Below are 14,363 nucleotides of genomic sequence, written 5' to 3'. Positions count from 1 at the left end.
TTGTACTCACCCTCGCGGGCTTTCCTCCGGACGTTTTCGTTCGGTGTTTCTGTTGTTCTTGCGTTTCCGACTCTATCAGACCGTTTCCGTTCCGATTCCCAGTCGAACTTGGGTTGTCTTTCCGGCTGTTCGGCCGTTCCGACGAGTGAGACATTAGCGGATTCCTGCGCCCCGAACCAAATCGGGGTTTCGGCTTCCTCATTCACAAAAAGCGCACGCAAAAAGGAAAGCGACAGAGGCCGCTCGCCGATCTTGTGTCTTGATGCTGAATGGTCGTCCTGGGCCAGTCGTAACCGGTGCTCACATCGGACAACCCGAAGAACTATACACACCCCCACGGCCAAGGTCAACCCCCCTCCGGGCGCTCCCCATGGATGTATTAATTTTGCACGGTCTGCATCTTTGCGTAGTCTGCAAGATGTGAAGAACAGAGAGGGCGTTCCCGGGCTCCGTGAGCGCAAGAAGCAGGCCACCCGGGCCGCACTGGCGGACGCCGCGGTGCGGCTGGCCGCCGAGCACGGGGCGGAGAACGTCACCGTGGAGGCCATCAGCAGTGCGGCGGGCGTCTCGCCTCGTACGTTCTTCAATTACTTCGACAGTCACGACGACGCCTTCCTCATGATCGACGCGGAGGTCGGCAAGCGCGTTCGGCGTGCGGTGCGCGAGGCACCCGCCACGCTCTCCGTGCTCGACGTACTGCGCGAGGCGTTCTCGGCAGAGCTGGTCGACGTGGCGGAGCGCCACGAGATCTGGAGCCTGCGGGCCAAGGTCTTCCAGCGCTCCCCGCATCTCCTCGTCCGCGGCCTGGGGGCCCACATGGCCGAGGAGCTGGAGCTCGCGGAGGCGGTCGCGGAACGGTTGGGGGGTGCTGCGGGCGAGCCTGTCGGGCTCTACCCGCGGCTGGTCGCCGCCGTCGCCACGACCGCCATACGTGTCTCGATCGAGGACTGGTGCGGGCAGGCGCAGGGCGTCGCCTTCACCGACGTGTTCCGGCGCGCCTTCGACCATCTGGCCGCCGGACTGGCCGCCCCCGACACGGCCCCCGGGCCGCCTCGCACCTGAGTTTTCCTGCCCGATCCCCGGATCGACTTCTAAGAAGGACACCTTGACCGCAATCGAGGCGCCCGACCAGGCGCCCACCTCCATGAATCACAAGCAGATACTCCAGGCCATGTCCGGGCTGATGGCCGGTATGTTCGTCGCCATCCTGGCCGGCACGGTCGTGGCCAACGCCCTCCCCCGGATCATCGCCGACCTCGGCGCGAGCCAGTCGTCGTACACCTGGGTCGTCACCTCCGAGCTGCTCGCCATGACGGCGACCGTCCCGCTGTGGGGCAAGCTCTCGGACCTCTACAACAAGAAGCTGCTGCTGCAGCTGTCCCTCGGGATGTTCGTGGTCGGCTCGCTGCTGGCCGGGTTCTCGCACGAAGTCGGGCTGCTGATCTTCAGCCGTGTCGTGCAGGGCATCGGCGCCGGTGGTCTCACCGCGCTCGCGCAGGTCGTGATGGCCGCCATCATCCCGCCGCGTCAGCTCGGCAAGTACGCCGGTATCTTCGGCGCCGTCTTCGCGGTCGGCACGGTGGCCGGGCCGCTCATCGGCGGTGTGCTGGTGGACACCTCGTGGCTGGGCTGGCGCTGGTGCTTCTTCATCGGTGTGCCGTTCGCCCTGCTCGGGATCGTGCTGCTGCAGCGCACGCTGAAGCTGCCGACCGTACGCCGTGATGTGAAGATCGACTTCCTGGGTGCGTTCCTGATCGTGGCGGGCGTCTGCTCCCTGCTGATCTGGACGTCGCTGGCGGGCCACCAGTTCGACTGGGCCTCGTGGCAGACGGCCGCGCTGACCGGTGGCGGTGTGCTGCTGCTCGTCGCTGCGGTGTTCGTCGAGGCGCGGGTGCCGGAGCCGATCATTCCGCTGACCATCTTCCGCAACCGCACGGTCACCCTGACCACGGTCGCGAGCCTGTTCGTCGGTGTGGCCATGTTCGGCGGCACCGTGTTCCTGTCGCAGTACTTCCAGATCGCGCTCGGCAAGTCGCCGACGGTGGCGGGGCTGATGAGCCTCCCGATGATCCTGGGTCTGCTGGTGTCGTCGACCATCGCAGGCCAGATCATCAGCAAGACCGGCAAGTGGAAGGCGTACCTGGTCGCGGGCGGGGTCATCATGACCGCCGGGCTGGGGCTGCTGGCGACGATCAACGCGGACACGCACTTCGGGCTGCTCAGCCTCTACATGGCCATCCTCGGCATCGGCGTCGGAATGCTGATGCAGAACCTGGTGCTGGCCGCGCAGAACGACGTCCCCGCCACCGAGCTGGGCGCCGCCACCTCCGTGCTGTCCTTCTTCCGCAGCATGGGCGGCACGATCGGCACCAGCGCGCTGGGCGCGGTCCTGGCCAGCCGGGTCGCGACCGAGATGACCAACGGCATGAAGGCGGCCGGTATGCCGGTTCCGCCGGGCGACGGCGGCGAGGCTTCCGTGCCCGACATGGCCAAGCTGCCCGCGCCGCTCCGCGACATCGTGGAGAACGCGTACGGTTTGGCGACCGCCGACCTCTTCCTGCTGGCGGCACCGTTCGCGGCGCTGGCGCTGGTGGCAGTGATCTTCATCAAGGAGAAGCCGCTGAAGACCACGAGCGGTATGGAGCGGCTGGCCGAGGAGAGCGCGGCTCAGCAGGACGGCGACGGAGGCGGCAGCGCCAAGGCCGCTGCGCCGACGTCCGTCGGGTGAGTGCGTGAGCCGGTGAGCAGGTAGCCGGGTGAACGGCCCCGGTTGTCCCGCGAGGGGTGGCCAGGGCCGTTCGCATGTCCGCTGCGGGGCTACGGAGTGCCGTGCGGCGGGCGGACCTCGACGAACCAGCGGCGGCGCGGGCCCCGGTAGAGCAGTGCGTCCCAGCCGAGCGCGGTCAGCACTTCGGCGCAGCGGGCGAGCCTGTCGCGTTCCTCGGCCGCGGCTCCGCTGCCGGGCGGACCGAGCCAGTCGACGGCCGCGGTGTGCGGTTCCTCGCCGGGGCGCACCCGGTAGCCGGTGGCCGTGCGGTGGCCTTCGGGGTCGGTCGCCGAAGGGGTGAGGGGCGCGGCCTCCAGAGGGAGGGCGACCGCGTTGACGAGTTGGCGGAGTTCCCAGGGGGCGGGCGCTGTGTCGGAGCCCCGGGTGATGCGGCGGATCTGCAGCAGGCCGTCGAAGGCGGTGCGGACCGCGGCGGCACGATGTTCCGCAGGCTCCCCGGGCAGGAGGCCGTCGCCGGTCGCGGGCGCGAAGGGTTCCTGCGAGGGCGAGGACGAGTGGGCGGCCATGGAGCGAGTCTCCCGTTCTCCTGTCACGGGGTCTTCCCGTTCACGCGAACTCGCCCGGCGAGACGAGCCCCGTCTCGTACGCGAGGACGACGGCCTGGGCCCGGTCGCGCAGGGACAGCTTCGCGAAGATCCGGGCCACGTGTGTCTTCACCGTCGCCTCGCTCAGGGTCAGCTCGCGTGCCAGTTCCGCGTTCGAGAACCCCCGGCCCATCAGGGCGAGGACCTCGCGCTCGCGCGGGGTGAGAGTGGCCAGATCCCGGTGGGGTGCGGGTTTCGGGTCGGTGGTGACGGGCTCGGGCCGGTCGGCGAAGCGTTCCACCAGTCGCCGGGTGATCGACGGTGCGAGCAGTGCGTCGCCGGTGCCGACCAGGCGGACCGCGGCCGCCAGGTGCGCGGCGGTGACGTCCTTGAGGAGGAAGCCGCTGGCACCGGCGGCGAGGGCCGCGTAGACGTAGTGGTCGAGGTCGAAGGTGGTCAGCATGATCACCCGGCAGACCGGGGTCTCCGGGTTCGAGGTTCCGGAGTTGAGCGTTCCGGAGGTCAAGGTCCCGGAGGCCGGGGTTCCGGAGGTAGGGGTTCCGGAGGTGGGGGTTCCGGAGGTGGGGGTTCCGGAGGTGGGGGCTTTGGAGGCTGGGGTGTCGGCGAGGATCTGTCGGGCGGCTTCCAGGCCGTCCGTTCCGGGCATTCGGATGTCCATCAGGACGACGTCCGGGCGCAGTTCACGGGCCTTCGTCACCGCTTCGGCGCCGTCCGCCGCCTCTCCCACCACGTCGATGCCGCGGGCGGTGAGGATCATCCGGAAGCCGGTGCGGACCAGTTCCTGGTCATCGGCGATGAGGACGCGGGGCGCGGGTTCGGCGGCCGGTGCGGGCGCGGCAGGGGGCAGGGGCATCGGGGTCTCCGGTGTCGTCATGACGGGTCTCCCGCGGGCCTGCCCAGCGGGATGCGGGCGCGGACCCGGTAGCCGCCGCCGAGCCGTCGGCGGGCGTCGAGATCGCCGCCGTACACCGCGACGCGTTCCCGCAGTCCGAGCAGTCCTCGTCCGGTGCCGTCCGCCCGGGCGGACGGGCCCTGGGGCCGTTGCGGCTGCTGGGTGCCCGCGAGCACGCTGGGGCCGCTGTTGAGCACCTCCACCCGTACGTACCGGTCGGCGTACCGCACCGTCACCTCGGCCCCGGACCCCGGTCCGTGCTTGAGCGCGTTGGTCAGGGCCTCCTGGATGATCCGGTACGCGGTGACGTCGATCCCGGCGGGCAGCGGGCGCGGCTCGCCGGAGATCCGTACCTCCACGGGCAGTCCGGCGAAGGCGATCCGGTCGATCAGCGGGCTCAGTCTGCTCAGGCTGGGCTGCGGGGCCAGTTCCGGGGCGTCGGCCGCGGGGTCGTCACCGTTCGGGGAAGGTGCCAGCAGACCCAGCAGGTGGCGGAGTTCGGTCATCGCGTGCCGGCCGGCCGTCTCGACGGCTGCCATCGCGACAGCGGCCTCGGCGGGCATCGTGGCGATCACCTCGCGTGCGGCGGTGGCCTGGACGACCATCAGGCTCACGTTGTGGCTGACGATGTCGTGCAACTCGCCCGCGATCCTTGCCCGTTCGGCGTCGACCGCGGCCCCGGCCGCGCTCTCCCGCTCGCGTTCGAGGAGCCAGCCGCGTTCCTCGACATGGCGTCGGTGCGCCCTGCGCGCCCGTACGAGCGCCACCGCCAGCACACCGACGGCGCCGCACGCCACGGCCAGCGCGGCCCCCCACCAACCCACCCCTGAACTCCACACACCGTGATCATCGCAGCTGGTGCGGTGGCCCCGCGTCGCCCCGGGGATGCAGCTCCGTACATCCGTGGGACGACGGGGCGGGGCGGATACGTCCGGGGTGGGATGCCGGGCCCGTGGCCCCGCTTCTAGGTTCGTGCCATGACTCAGGATCACACCGATGGGCGGCAGGTCGTCGTGCACCTCGACGACCTGCACAAGGAGTACGGCGACTCGAAGGCCCTGGACGGGCTGTCGCTTGAGGTACGGGCCGGGGACGCGGTCGCCGTGATGGGACCTTCCGGCTGCGGGAAGTCGACGCTGCTCAACATGATCGCCGGTCTTGACCGCCCGACGTCGGGCGGGGTGCGGGTGCAGGGGCAGGACCTGTCGGCGCTCAGCGAGACGGGGCTCGCGCTGTTCCGGCGGCGGCACATCGGGATGATCTTCCAGTTCTTCAATCTGATCGACGACCTGCCCGCGCTGGACAACGTGGCGCTGGCCGCCCAGTTGACGGGGACGTCGGCGAAGCAGGCGCGGCGGCGGGCGCTGGAGCTCCTCGAAGAGCTCGGCATCGCGGACCGGCGGAACATCTACCCGGCCGCGCTCAGCGGCGGTGAGCGTCAACGGGTCGCGGTGGCAAGGGCGTTGATGAACCGTCCGGCGCTGCTGCTGGCGGACGAGCCGACCGGGGCGCTGGACAGCAGGGCGGGCGAGCAGGTGATGGATCTGCTCATCGATCTCCATCAGATCGGGCAGACGCTGGTGATCGTGACGCACGACCCGGAGCTGGCGACCCGGTGCGCGAGCCGACTGGTGGAGGTCGCGGACGGACGGGTTTCCCGTACGAGCGCGCTGGAGGCGGGCGTATGAGCGCCGTGTGGCGGGCTTCGCGCGCGGCCGTGAAGCGGCGCAGGCTGCAGACGGTCGTGATCGGGCTCGTGGTGTTCTGCTCCACCGTGACGGTGATGCTGGCGCTGGGGCTGCTGCTCGCCGCCGAGGGCCCCTTCGAGAAGTCCTTCGAGGAGCAGCGGGGCGCGCACGCGGTGACCACGCTCGACCGGTCGAAGGTGACGGACGCGCAGGCTTCCGCTTCGGCCCGGCGGTCGGGCGTGGCAGCTGCGGCCGGGCCGTTCGGGCTGGCCGTCCTGGATGTGCCGACGGACCTGGCGGGCAGCCCTCCCGGGCCGCTGGCGGTGGTGGGCCGGGCCGATCCGGCGGGTCCTGTGGACCGGGTCGAGCTGCTCGGCGGGCGCTGGGCGACCGGGCCCGGCGAGATCGTCCTCGGTTCCGTGCACGGCGGCTACGACTCCGGCACGCTCGGGCTCAAGGTCCGGGCGCGCGGGGCGCCGCCGCTCACCGTCGTCGGTTTCGCCACCAGCATGAGCAAGTCGGCCGCCGCCTGGGTGACGCCGGCGCAGCTGGCGGCGCTGCACCCGAAGGCCGTGCAGATGCTGTACCGGTTCGACGCGGCCGACACCCAGGAGGACGTCGCCTCGTCGCTGGCCGGGGCCACGGCGGAGCTGCCCCGGGGCGCCGTGGCGTCGTCCCAGTCGTACCTCACCCTCAAGCGGGCCTTCTCGTCGCTGGCCGACGCCTATCTCCCGTTCATGACGGTCTTCGGGGTGCTGGGGCTGCTGGTGTCGGTGCTGATCGTGGGGAACGTGGTGAGCGGGGCGGTCGTCTCCGGGTACCGCCACATCGGGGTGCTCAAGGCGCTGGGCTTCACACCGAACCAGGTGGTCGCGGTCTATCTGGTGATGGTCTCCGTGCCCGCGGTGGCGGGCTGCGCGCTCGGCACGCTGGCCGGCGGGCTGCTGACGGAGCCGGTGCTGAAGGTCGCTTTCGGCGGGATCCAGACGGGCACCGCCGCCATCGGTCTCAGCCCCTGGGTGGTGGTGGTCTGTCTGCTGGGCATGCCCGCCCTGGTCGCCGTCACCGCACTGGTTCCGGCACTGCGGGCGCATCGGCTGTCGGCCGCACGGGCGATCACCGCGGGCAGCGTCCCGCGGACCGGGCGGGGGCTGCGCGTCCAGCGGGCGCTCGCCGGGACCCGGCTGCCGAGGGCGGTGAGCATGGGGCTCGGACAGCCGTTCGCCAGGCCGGGCAGGGCGGGGCTGACGATGGCGGCGATCGTCCTCGGCGTCGTCACGGTGACCGTCACGGTCGGGTTGAGCAGCACGATGATCGCGTTCGGCAACGCGGGGAAGGGCGACGGGCGGGCCCGGATCGACGTGCAGGTGGGGCGTGCGTCGCAGCAGCAGACCGTGCCGAAGCTGGACGACGCGGCGATCGAGAAGCTGCTGCGCACGCTGCCGGGGGCGGCCGAGGTCACGGCTCGCGGGCTGCTCCAGGTGCGCCTGGTCGGGTACGCGCAGAACCGGTTCGCGAACTTCTACCGGGGGGACCCCGCGCTCCCTGCCGCGTTGCTGGTGGCGGGGCGGCTGCCGAAGGGTCCCGGCGAGGTTCTGGCGTCGCCGGAGTTCCTGGCGCAGCACGGTCTCGTGGTCGGTGACCGGATCACCTTGGAGGCCGAGGGGCGCGAGGTCGCCGGGGTGGTCGTGGGCAGGACCATGGAGGGCAACCCTCTTGCCCTGGACACCACTTGGGAGACCCTGGAGCGGCTCTCGCCCGGCACGAAGGCCATCGAGTACGGGGTCCGGCTGACCCCCGGCGCGGATGCGCAGGGTTACGTCGACGCGGTCCGGGCGGCAGATCCCGGCCTGCACGCGTCGGTGGGCAGCTCGGGCAACAGCGCCACCACGACGGTGGTCGGCTTCTCTTCGGTGTTCACGGTGCTGCTGAGCACGGTTGCGGCGCTGGGCGTCTTCAACACCGTGCTGCTGAACGTCCGGGAGCGGCGCCGGGACCTGGGAATGCTCAAGTCGATCGGAATGACGCCGCGTCAGGTCGTGGTGATGACGGTGACGTCCGTGGCCGGACTCGGCTTCGTCGGGGGTCTGTTGGGCATTCCGCTGGGGGTGGCGGGGCACCGGTGGATCGTCGAGCGGGTGGGGATCGTCGAGTTCCCCGCGTCGATGAAGGAGGTGTGGGACGCACCGCAGCTCTTGGGCCTTGGGCTGGCGGGTGTGGCGATCGCGGCGCTGGGGGCGGCGGTTCCCGCCCGGTCGGCGGGACGGCTGAGGATCGCGAAGGTGCTGCACAACGAGTAGCGAGCAACGCGTGGCGCGTACGGGGCGGGGATGCGGGAGGGACGCGGGAGGGATGCGGGAGGGGCGTGCACCGAGGCGTGCCCCTCCCGTACCCCCGTACCCCTCAGGCTCCGCCGAGCCTGCGCACCGGGGCACCGTCGAGGTAGGCGCGGATGTCCTCCACCGCGTGGCCGTAGTACGTCGCGTAGTTGGCCCGCGACACGTAGCCGAGGTGCGGGGTGGCGAGGAGGCGCGGGGCGGTGCGCATCGGGTGGTCGGCGGGGAGGGGTTCGGTCTCGAAGACGTCGACGGCCGCTCCTGCGATGGTGCCCGCGTGCAGGGCGGCGAGGAGTGCGTCCTGGTCGACGATCGCGGCGCGGGAGGTGTTCACCAGGTGGGCGGTGCGCCGCATGAGGGCGAGTTCGGGGGCGCCGAGCAGGCCGCGCGTACGGTCGGACAGGGCGAGGTGGATCGAGACGAAGTCGCTGGTGCTCAGCAACTCCTCCTTCGAGGAGGCCAGTTGGACGCCCACTTCGGCGACGCGCTCCTTGGTGAGGTTCTGGCTCCAGGCACTCACCTCCATGCCGAAGGCGAGGCCGACCGCCGCGACCCGGCTGCCGATCTTGCCGAGGCCGAGCAGTCCGAGCCGGCGGCCGTGCAGGTCGACGCCGACCGTGGACTGCCAAGGGCCGCCAGCGCGCAGGGAGTTGGCCTCGGTGACCAGGCCGCGGGCGAGGCCGAGGAGCAGCGCCCAGGTGAGTTCGACGGGCGGGGTGGAGGAGCTGGCGGTGCCGCAGACGGTGACTCCGTGCCGTTCGGCGGCGGCGTAGTCGATGACCGAGTTGCGCATTCCGGAGGCGATCAGGAGCCGCAGCCGGGGCAGCCTGGCGAGCAGGGTGCCGGGGAAGGGGACGCGTTCGCGGAGGGTGACGACGAGGTCGAAGTCGGCGAGGGCGGCGGCCAGTTCGTCCTCGGTGGCGAAGTGCTCCGGGAAGGAGACCACTTCGACCTCGTCGGCGACGGGTGTCCAGTCGGCGGCGGCGGTCGCGGCGGACTGGAAGTCGTCGAGCACGGCACAGCGGAGCTTCATCTCGCGGTTCTCTCCCTGGTTCCCGAAGGGTGCGGCAACATCACCCTCACCCTAGAACGGGGCACCTTGAGGGCCGCTTGCCCCTCCCCCTCCGGCCCGCCCCACCGGTCCGGTGTACCCAGCGACACCCTCCTTCCCGGGGCGTACGCCCACTGTGCGGGCGCGACCCCGCCTCTAGCGTCATCAACGTGGCGCAGACGGTGTCCACACGGGAGGGTGATCACAATGTTCGACAAGCATCGGGGCCCCGACAGCGAGCGGCAGCAGCGTCGGGCCCGGTCCGCCGAAGCCCTGCGACTGGTGTCGGTCAGCAAGGTGTACGGCTCCGGGGACAGCGCGGTCACCGCCCTCGACCGGGTGACGTTGAGCCTGCCCGCGGGGACGTTCACCGCGGTGATGGGCCCTTCCGGGTCCGGCAAGTCGACGCTGCTCCAGTGCGCGGCCGGGCTCGACCGGCCCGACTCGGGGCAGGTCCTGATCGACGGATCCGAGCTGACGGGCAGCGGCGAGGCCGCGCTGACCCGGTTCCGCCGGACGCGGATCGGCTTTGTCTTCCAGCAGTACAACCTGTTGCCGACGCTGACCGTCGAGGAGAACACCACGCTCCCGCTGCGGCTGGCCGGCCGGCGCGTCGACCGGGAGCACGCCCGGCAGATCCTGACCAGGGTGGGTCTCGGCGAGCGCCTGCGGCACCGTCCCGACGAGCTGTCCGGCGGTCAGCGGCAGCGGGTCGCCATCGCCCGCGCCCTGGTCACCGAGCCGGGCGTGATCTTCGCCGACGAGCCGACCGGCGCCCTGGACACCCGCAGCGCCCGGGACGTACTGGTACTGCTCCAGCAGTCGGTGCGGACGCACGGCAGCACCGTCGTCCTGGTCACCCACGACCCGATGGCCGCCTCGTACGCCGATTCGGTGCTGTTCCTGGCCGACGGACGGCTGGCCGGGCAGCTGCACGCGCCGACCGCGGAGGCCGTCGCCGAGCGGATGGCACACCTCGGCGACCTGGCCCAACAGCCGCTGCACACCGACCCGTTGCTGGGGGTGTGAGCCATGGCCGCTCCCCTCGTCGCGACCCTGGCGCTGCGGTCGGTGCGGCAGCGCCCCGGCCGGTTCGCCGCCACGCTGCTCTCGGCCTTCCTGGGCGCCACCGTCGTCATGACCTTCGGCTCGCTGTTCGACACCGCTGCCGCGCCGGGGGTCGACGCGGTCAGCTCCGAGACGATGACCATCGCGGCGTCGGTGGTCGGCGGCTACGGCTCGCTGCTCGTGTTCTTCGCCATCGCCTCCACCCTCACCGTCAACGTCCGTCAACGCGCCCCCGAAATCCATCTGTTGCGCTGCACGGGCGCGACCCCCGCTCAGCTCACCCGCATGGTGGTGGGCGAAGCGGCCGTCGTCGGCCTGGCGGGCGTGCTGCTCGCGGTGGGTCCTGCGGTGCTGGGCGGGCGGGCCCTGCTCGGCCTGTTCCGGGACAGCGGGCAGGTCGCCGGGCACGTCGCGTACGCCTTCGGGCCCGTCGCGCTGTCGGTCGGCGCTTCGGTGACGCTGCTGGCCTCGGCGGGTGCCGCCCTCCTCGCGGTACGGCGTGGCACGCGGGCCGCCTCCGGGGCGTCCGGCAAGTCTCGTCACAGAGGCCGCACTTGGGCGGGTGTCGGGGCACTGGCGGCGGGAACGGGGAGTCTCGCCACCACCTTCGTCGTGGACAGTGCCAGCCCTGCGCTGATGGCGTTCCCGGCATACGGGGCGATCCTGGTCTCCGTCGGCCTCGCCGTCCTCGCACCGGCCCTGCTCGGCAGGCTGCTGGGGCTGGTGCAGGGGCCGTTGGACGCCTTCGCGGGGGCGGGCGGTCATCTCACCGTCCGGAATCTGCGCAGGCGCACCTCTGAGCTGGCCGGGGTGCTCATGCCGATGATCGTCTTCACCGGCATGGCGACCGCCACGCTGTCCATCCAGGCGGTCGAGACCGACCGCGTCACGGCGACCGGTCTCGCCAAGTCGGTCGGCGACAAGAACATGGAGACGCTCAACCTGGTCGTGGTCGGCATCATCGTCGTCTTCTCCTGCATCATGCTCGTCAACAGCCTGTACGCGGCGACGTCGTACCGCGGCCGCGAGTTCGGGCAGCAGCGCCTCGCCGGAGCAACTCCCGGGCAGGTCCTGTCGGTTGTGGGAGCCGAGGCCCTGGTCCTCACCCTCACCGGGCTCCTCCTGGGCGGCGTCGCCGCGCTCGCCGGGATCGTGCCCTTCACGGTGGTCCGCACCGAGCAGTGGCTGCCCGAGCAGACGATGGGCATCTGGCTGCCCGTCGCCGCCGTCGCGGCGGTGGCGACCCTGGCCACCACGCTCGGCACCGCGCGCCGCACGCTGCGCACCCCGGCGATCGTGGCGGTGCAGGTGGCCGCCTGAGCCCCCTGCCCGAGCCTCCACCTGCCCCCCGCCCGAGCCCGGCCCTTCCGGTGTGTGCCACCCTCGACTCTTCGCCGACCGAGGGGGCACACACGCATGCTGCTGACACTGACGGGCGGTTCGGGGGCGGGGAAGACCACCCTGGCCGCCGCACTGGCGGACGGAGCACCCGGGTCTCCCGTGCGGGTTCTGCACGGCGACGACTACTACTTCGATTCCCCGGAACACGGAGTGTGGGCGCCCGACGAGTCGGGGACGCCCCGCCTGGACGTGGGCGATCCCCGGTCCGTGGACCTCGGTCGCCTCACCCGGGACGCGGAGGAAGCGCTGGTCTCGTCGGCGGCCGTCGTCGTCGACGGCCTGTTCGCGCGACGGGTCGCACCGGCGGGCTCGTACCCCCGCTTCGACGTCTTCGTCGACCTGCCGGCCGATCTCCGGCTGGCCCGCAAGATCCGGCGCAAGTGCCTGCGCGACGGGTTTCCCCTCGACGTACTGCTGCGCAACTACCTGCTGCACCGGCGCGACGCCCACGAACGGCACGTCGAACCGGTGCGGCACGACTGCGATCTGGTCGTCGACGGGGATACGGACCCGAACGTGCTGGCCGGGCAGGTGTGGGCGGCGGCCGCCGGGCGGGCGGTCACCGCCGGTTCGTGACGGCACCGGGTCGGCGGCGGGGCAGGTCAGCGGCGGGCACGGCTGCGTCGTACCAGGTCGGCAGCCGCGTCCGGCCACTGGGCGTGGTCGAAGGCGAAGCCCGCGTCGAGCAGTCGGCCGGGGACGACGCGACGGCTCTTGAGGAGCAGTTCGGTGTCCGTGCGAAGGGCGAGGGCACCGAGCTCGGCCATCCACTTGGTGGCGGGCAGCCCGACCGGGACTCCCGCCGCGGTGCGCAGTTCCCGCATGAAGTCGCGGTGCGGGAGCGGCCCGGGGGCGGCCAGGTTGACCGGGCCCTCGATGTCGTCGCGGGCGATCAGGAACTCCACCGCGCGGACGAAGTCCTCGTCGTGGATCCAGGACAGGTACTGGGCACCGCCCGCGACCGGTCCGCCGAGGCCGAGCCTGACCATCCGCAGCAGGACGTCGAAGACACCGCCCCGGTCGGGGCTCATCACCATGGCGGCTCGCAGGGCGACCTTGCGGGTGTGCGGGGTGGCCGCGTCGTGCTGGGCGCGCTCCCAGTTCCTGGCGATCCGAACGCTGTACTCCCAGTAGTCCGGAACATCGGGTTCCGTACCGCCGACCACACCGGTTGCCTCGTTGTGGGGCGCGTCGAAGCGGTGTGCGTAGATCGTTGCGGTGCTCATCTGGAGCCAGAGGGCGGGGGGCTTCGCGGCGGCGGCGACCGCTTCACCGACGGCCTCGGCGGAGTGGACCCGGGAGTCCATCATGGCGCGCAGGTTGGCGTCGGTGTAGCGGCAGCTCACGCTGCGCCCGGCAAGGTTGACCACGACGTCGCTGCCGTCGATCTCGGCAGCCCAGGGGCCCTGCGTCCGTGCGTCCCAGGCGACCTGGCGTTCGCGCACCGCGTTGCGCGTCAGGACGACGACGTCGTGCCCGGCGGCGGTCATCGCACGGTCCAGGACGACGCCGACCTGCCCGGTGCCTCCTGCCAACACAATCTTCATCGGGGCTCTCCCTGCTCGATGGGGGTGAGCCTAGACCTGTCCCCACCTGGGGAACCGCCCGGGGACCCGCCCGGGGACCCGCGGGTGCGCCACCCGACAGGGACGATCGCCACCGCCGTGCGGCCGGGCCGTGCGGGTCGGGGCCGTGCGGGTTCCGGGGTGGCGCGGAATCTAGGGTGGCGCCCCATGGGAATCGACATCGACGGAGCGATAGAGACGTGCGAAGCGGACGGAGTGTGGGACGTCGAGTTCGACCTGCTCGACTTCGCGCTGGGGCGCTACCGGGAGCCTTGGGACGTCCTCTTCGGCTACTGGGGCAACCCTGATGTGAAGCGCCCGCTCTTCGCCGAGCGCGGACTCCCCGACAACGCGTCGGAGTCGGTGCGGGAAACCGGCAACGAGGACTACCAGCGCAACCACACGTACGTCACCTGGGCCGAGATCGCCGCCGTCGACTGGGACGCGCCGATCTCCGACGGGCTCGCCTGGAACTGGGTGGGTGAGTGGCGGCCGGACGCGACCGGCCGGCTCGTCCTGCACGACGTGTGCGGGGCGTCCCCCGTCGCCTACCAGGGGGAAGGGGAGTTCGAGGGGCACGGGATGCTCGCGCCCAGAGAATGGCCGCCGGGTGCGGAGGTGCGTCACGGCGGTTCGGTGTACCGGCCGGTGGTGCTCACCCCGCGGATGGTGATGCCGGACGACGGCCGGTGGGACCGGGTCTGGGACGCGATGCGTGAACTCGCCGTCCGGTACGGGGCGGAGAACGTGCGTCTGGTCTGCTGGTTCGGCTGAGCCGACGCTGTCTCAGATGCCGTGTGGCCAGGGGTCCGAGTGGACGTTCCTGCGGTAATTGTCGTAATGGTTCTGGGCCGGTGCTCACACGTCTCGTTCCGTGGCTAGCATGACCACGGTCGGGGTGAGCGGAAGGGGACACTCAACTTCCGCACCTTGGCCAACCTTTCGTCCGGCGCGGGACGGGTTCCAGCCCTTTCCCGACACCGCACACACGCCTGAGGATCCGCGCTATGACATCGTCTGCCACCGCCC

General features: G+C 71.4%; 13 protein-coding genes. 8 read left to right on the top strand and 5 right to left on the bottom strand.

Annotation, left to right across the window (positions count from 1 at the left end):
* The first annotated feature begins 420 nt into the window (after positions 1-420).
* Positions 421-1,062 (top strand): TetR/AcrR family transcriptional regulator, encoded by a 642-nt coding sequence (locus ACH4SP_RS27320; RefSeq protein WP_398418353.1) that lies wholly within the window; start codon positions 421-423, stop codon positions 1,060-1,062.
* Between the two features lie 82 nt (positions 1,063-1,144).
* A complete protein-coding gene (locus tag ACH4SP_RS27315) occupies positions 1,145-2,728 on the top strand; it encodes an MDR family MFS transporter (protein WP_398418401.1) in 1,584 nt (527 codons plus the stop codon).
* A gap of 89 nt (positions 2,729-2,817) precedes the next feature.
* On the opposite strand, the gene ACH4SP_RS27310 is transcribed toward ACH4SP_RS27315, so the two are convergent.
* Genes ACH4SP_RS27310 through ACH4SP_RS27300 form a run of 3 tightly spaced genes read right to left on the bottom strand, consistent with a single transcriptional unit; the run spans position 2,818 to position 5,049 of the window.
* Positions 2,818-3,294, bottom strand: coding sequence for a hypothetical protein (locus tag ACH4SP_RS27310; protein WP_398418351.1), 477 nt, complete (start codon positions 3,292-3,294; stop codon positions 2,818-2,820).
* Positions 3,295-3,334: 40 nt separating this feature from the next.
* Positions 3,335-4,186 carry a response regulator gene (locus tag ACH4SP_RS27305; protein ID WP_398418399.1) on the bottom strand — a complete coding sequence of 284 codons (852 nt, stop codon included), beginning with the start codon at positions 4,184-4,186 and terminating at the stop codon, positions 3,335-3,337.
* 17 nt (positions 4,187-4,203) lie between these two features.
* Positions 4,204-5,049, bottom strand: a complete 846-nt coding sequence (locus tag ACH4SP_RS27300) for a sensor histidine kinase (protein ID WP_398418350.1) — start codon at positions 5,047-5,049, stop codon at positions 4,204-4,206.
* 153 nt (positions 5,050-5,202) lie between these two features.
* On the opposite strand from ACH4SP_RS27300, the gene ACH4SP_RS27295 reads away from it, so the two are divergent.
* Positions 5,203-5,913 carry an ABC transporter ATP-binding protein gene (locus tag ACH4SP_RS27295; protein WP_398418348.1) on the top strand — a complete coding sequence of 237 codons (711 nt, stop codon included), beginning with the start codon at positions 5,203-5,205 and terminating at the stop codon, positions 5,911-5,913.
* The gene (locus ACH4SP_RS27290) at positions 5,910-8,213 is read left to right on the top strand and encodes an ABC transporter permease (RefSeq protein ID WP_398418346.1); all 2,304 of its coding nucleotides are present in this window, start codon (positions 5,910-5,912) and stop codon (positions 8,211-8,213) included. Before ACH4SP_RS27295 ends, ACH4SP_RS27290 begins: the two co-directional genes overlap by 4 nt.
* 103 nt (positions 8,214-8,316) lie before the next feature.
* Here ACH4SP_RS27290 and ACH4SP_RS27285 read toward each other — a convergent pair whose 3' ends face one another.
* Positions 8,317-9,282 (bottom strand): D-2-hydroxyacid dehydrogenase family protein, encoded by a 966-nt coding sequence (locus ACH4SP_RS27285; RefSeq protein ID WP_398418344.1) that lies wholly within the window; start codon positions 9,280-9,282, stop codon positions 8,317-8,319.
* Positions 9,283-9,507: 225 nt separating this feature from the next.
* Between ACH4SP_RS27285 and ACH4SP_RS27280 the strand changes: the two genes are divergently transcribed.
* The 3 genes from ACH4SP_RS27280 (at position 9,508) to ACH4SP_RS27270 (ending at position 12,345) form a co-directional block, all read left to right on the top strand.
* Complete coding sequence (locus ACH4SP_RS27280) at positions 9,508-10,329, top strand: ABC transporter ATP-binding protein (protein ID WP_398418343.1); 822 nt, start codon at positions 9,508-9,510, stop codon at positions 10,327-10,329.
* Between the two features lie 3 nt (positions 10,330-10,332).
* Positions 10,333-11,688, top strand: coding sequence for an FtsX-like permease family protein (locus ACH4SP_RS27275; protein WP_398418341.1), 1,356 nt, complete (start codon positions 10,333-10,335; stop codon positions 11,686-11,688).
* Between the two features lie 96 nt (positions 11,689-11,784).
* Positions 11,785-12,345 carry a uridine kinase gene (locus ACH4SP_RS27270; RefSeq protein ID WP_398418339.1) on the top strand — a complete coding sequence of 187 codons (561 nt, stop codon included), beginning with the start codon at positions 11,785-11,787 and terminating at the stop codon, positions 12,343-12,345.
* 26 nt (positions 12,346-12,371) lie between these two features.
* On the opposite strand, the gene ACH4SP_RS27265 is transcribed toward ACH4SP_RS27270, so the two are convergent.
* On the bottom strand, positions 12,372-13,316 hold the full coding sequence (locus tag ACH4SP_RS27265) for a TIGR01777 family oxidoreductase (RefSeq protein ID WP_398418337.1): 945 nt from the start codon (positions 13,314-13,316) through the stop codon (positions 12,372-12,374).
* Positions 13,317-13,502: 186 nt separating this feature from the next.
* Here ACH4SP_RS27265 and ACH4SP_RS27260 point away from each other — a divergent pair, with 186 nt between their 5' ends.
* The gene (locus ACH4SP_RS27260) at positions 13,503-14,108 is read left to right on the top strand and encodes a hypothetical protein (protein ID WP_398418335.1); all 606 of its coding nucleotides are present in this window, start codon (positions 13,503-13,505) and stop codon (positions 14,106-14,108) included.
* The last annotated feature ends 255 nt before the right edge of the window (positions 14,109-14,363 follow it).

Source organism: Streptomyces sp. NPDC021093 (genome assembly GCF_044333135.1).
Taxonomy (GTDB): domain Bacteria; phylum Actinomycetota; class Actinomycetes; order Streptomycetales; family Streptomycetaceae; genus Streptomyces.
Note: the sequence above shows the minus strand (reverse complement) of the source record. Positions and strands in the feature narration are given on the sequence as shown.

Bases quoted from the DNA above. Each gene is read 5' to 3' on its own strand.
- ACH4SP_RS27295 (WP_398418348.1), top strand. From the start codon at position 5,203: ATGACTCAGGATCACACCGATGGGCGGCAGGTCGTCGTGCACCTCGAC.
- ACH4SP_RS27280 (WP_398418343.1), top strand. From the start codon at position 9,508: ATGTTCGACAAGCATCGGGGCCCCGACAGCGAGCGGCAGCAGCGTCGG.
- ACH4SP_RS27260 (WP_398418335.1), top strand. From the start codon at position 13,503: ATGGGAATCGACATCGACGGAGCGATAGAGACGTGCGAAGCGGACGGA.
- ACH4SP_RS27265 (WP_398418337.1), bottom strand. From the start codon at position 13,316: ATGAAGATTGTGTTGGCAGGAGGCACCGGGCAGGTCGGCGTCGTCCTG.
- ACH4SP_RS27315 (WP_398418401.1), top strand. From the start codon at position 1,145: ATGAATCACAAGCAGATACTCCAGGCCATGTCCGGGCTGATGGCCGGT.
- ACH4SP_RS27310 (WP_398418351.1), bottom strand. From the start codon at position 3,294: ATGGCCGCCCACTCGTCCTCGCCCTCGCAGGAACCCTTCGCGCCCGCG.
- ACH4SP_RS27290 (WP_398418346.1), top strand. From the start codon at position 5,910: ATGAGCGCCGTGTGGCGGGCTTCGCGCGCGGCCGTGAAGCGGCGCAGG.
- ACH4SP_RS27270 (WP_398418339.1), top strand. From the start codon at position 11,785: ATGCTGCTGACACTGACGGGCGGTTCGGGGGCGGGGAAGACCACCCTG.
- ACH4SP_RS27285 (WP_398418344.1), bottom strand. From the start codon at position 9,282: ATGAAGCTCCGCTGTGCCGTGCTCGACGACTTCCAGTCCGCCGCGACC.
- ACH4SP_RS27305 (WP_398418399.1), bottom strand. From the start codon at position 4,186: ATGCCCCTGCCCCCTGCCGCGCCCGCACCGGCCGCCGAACCCGCGCCC.
- ACH4SP_RS27275 (WP_398418341.1), top strand. From the start codon at position 10,333: ATGGCCGCTCCCCTCGTCGCGACCCTGGCGCTGCGGTCGGTGCGGCAG.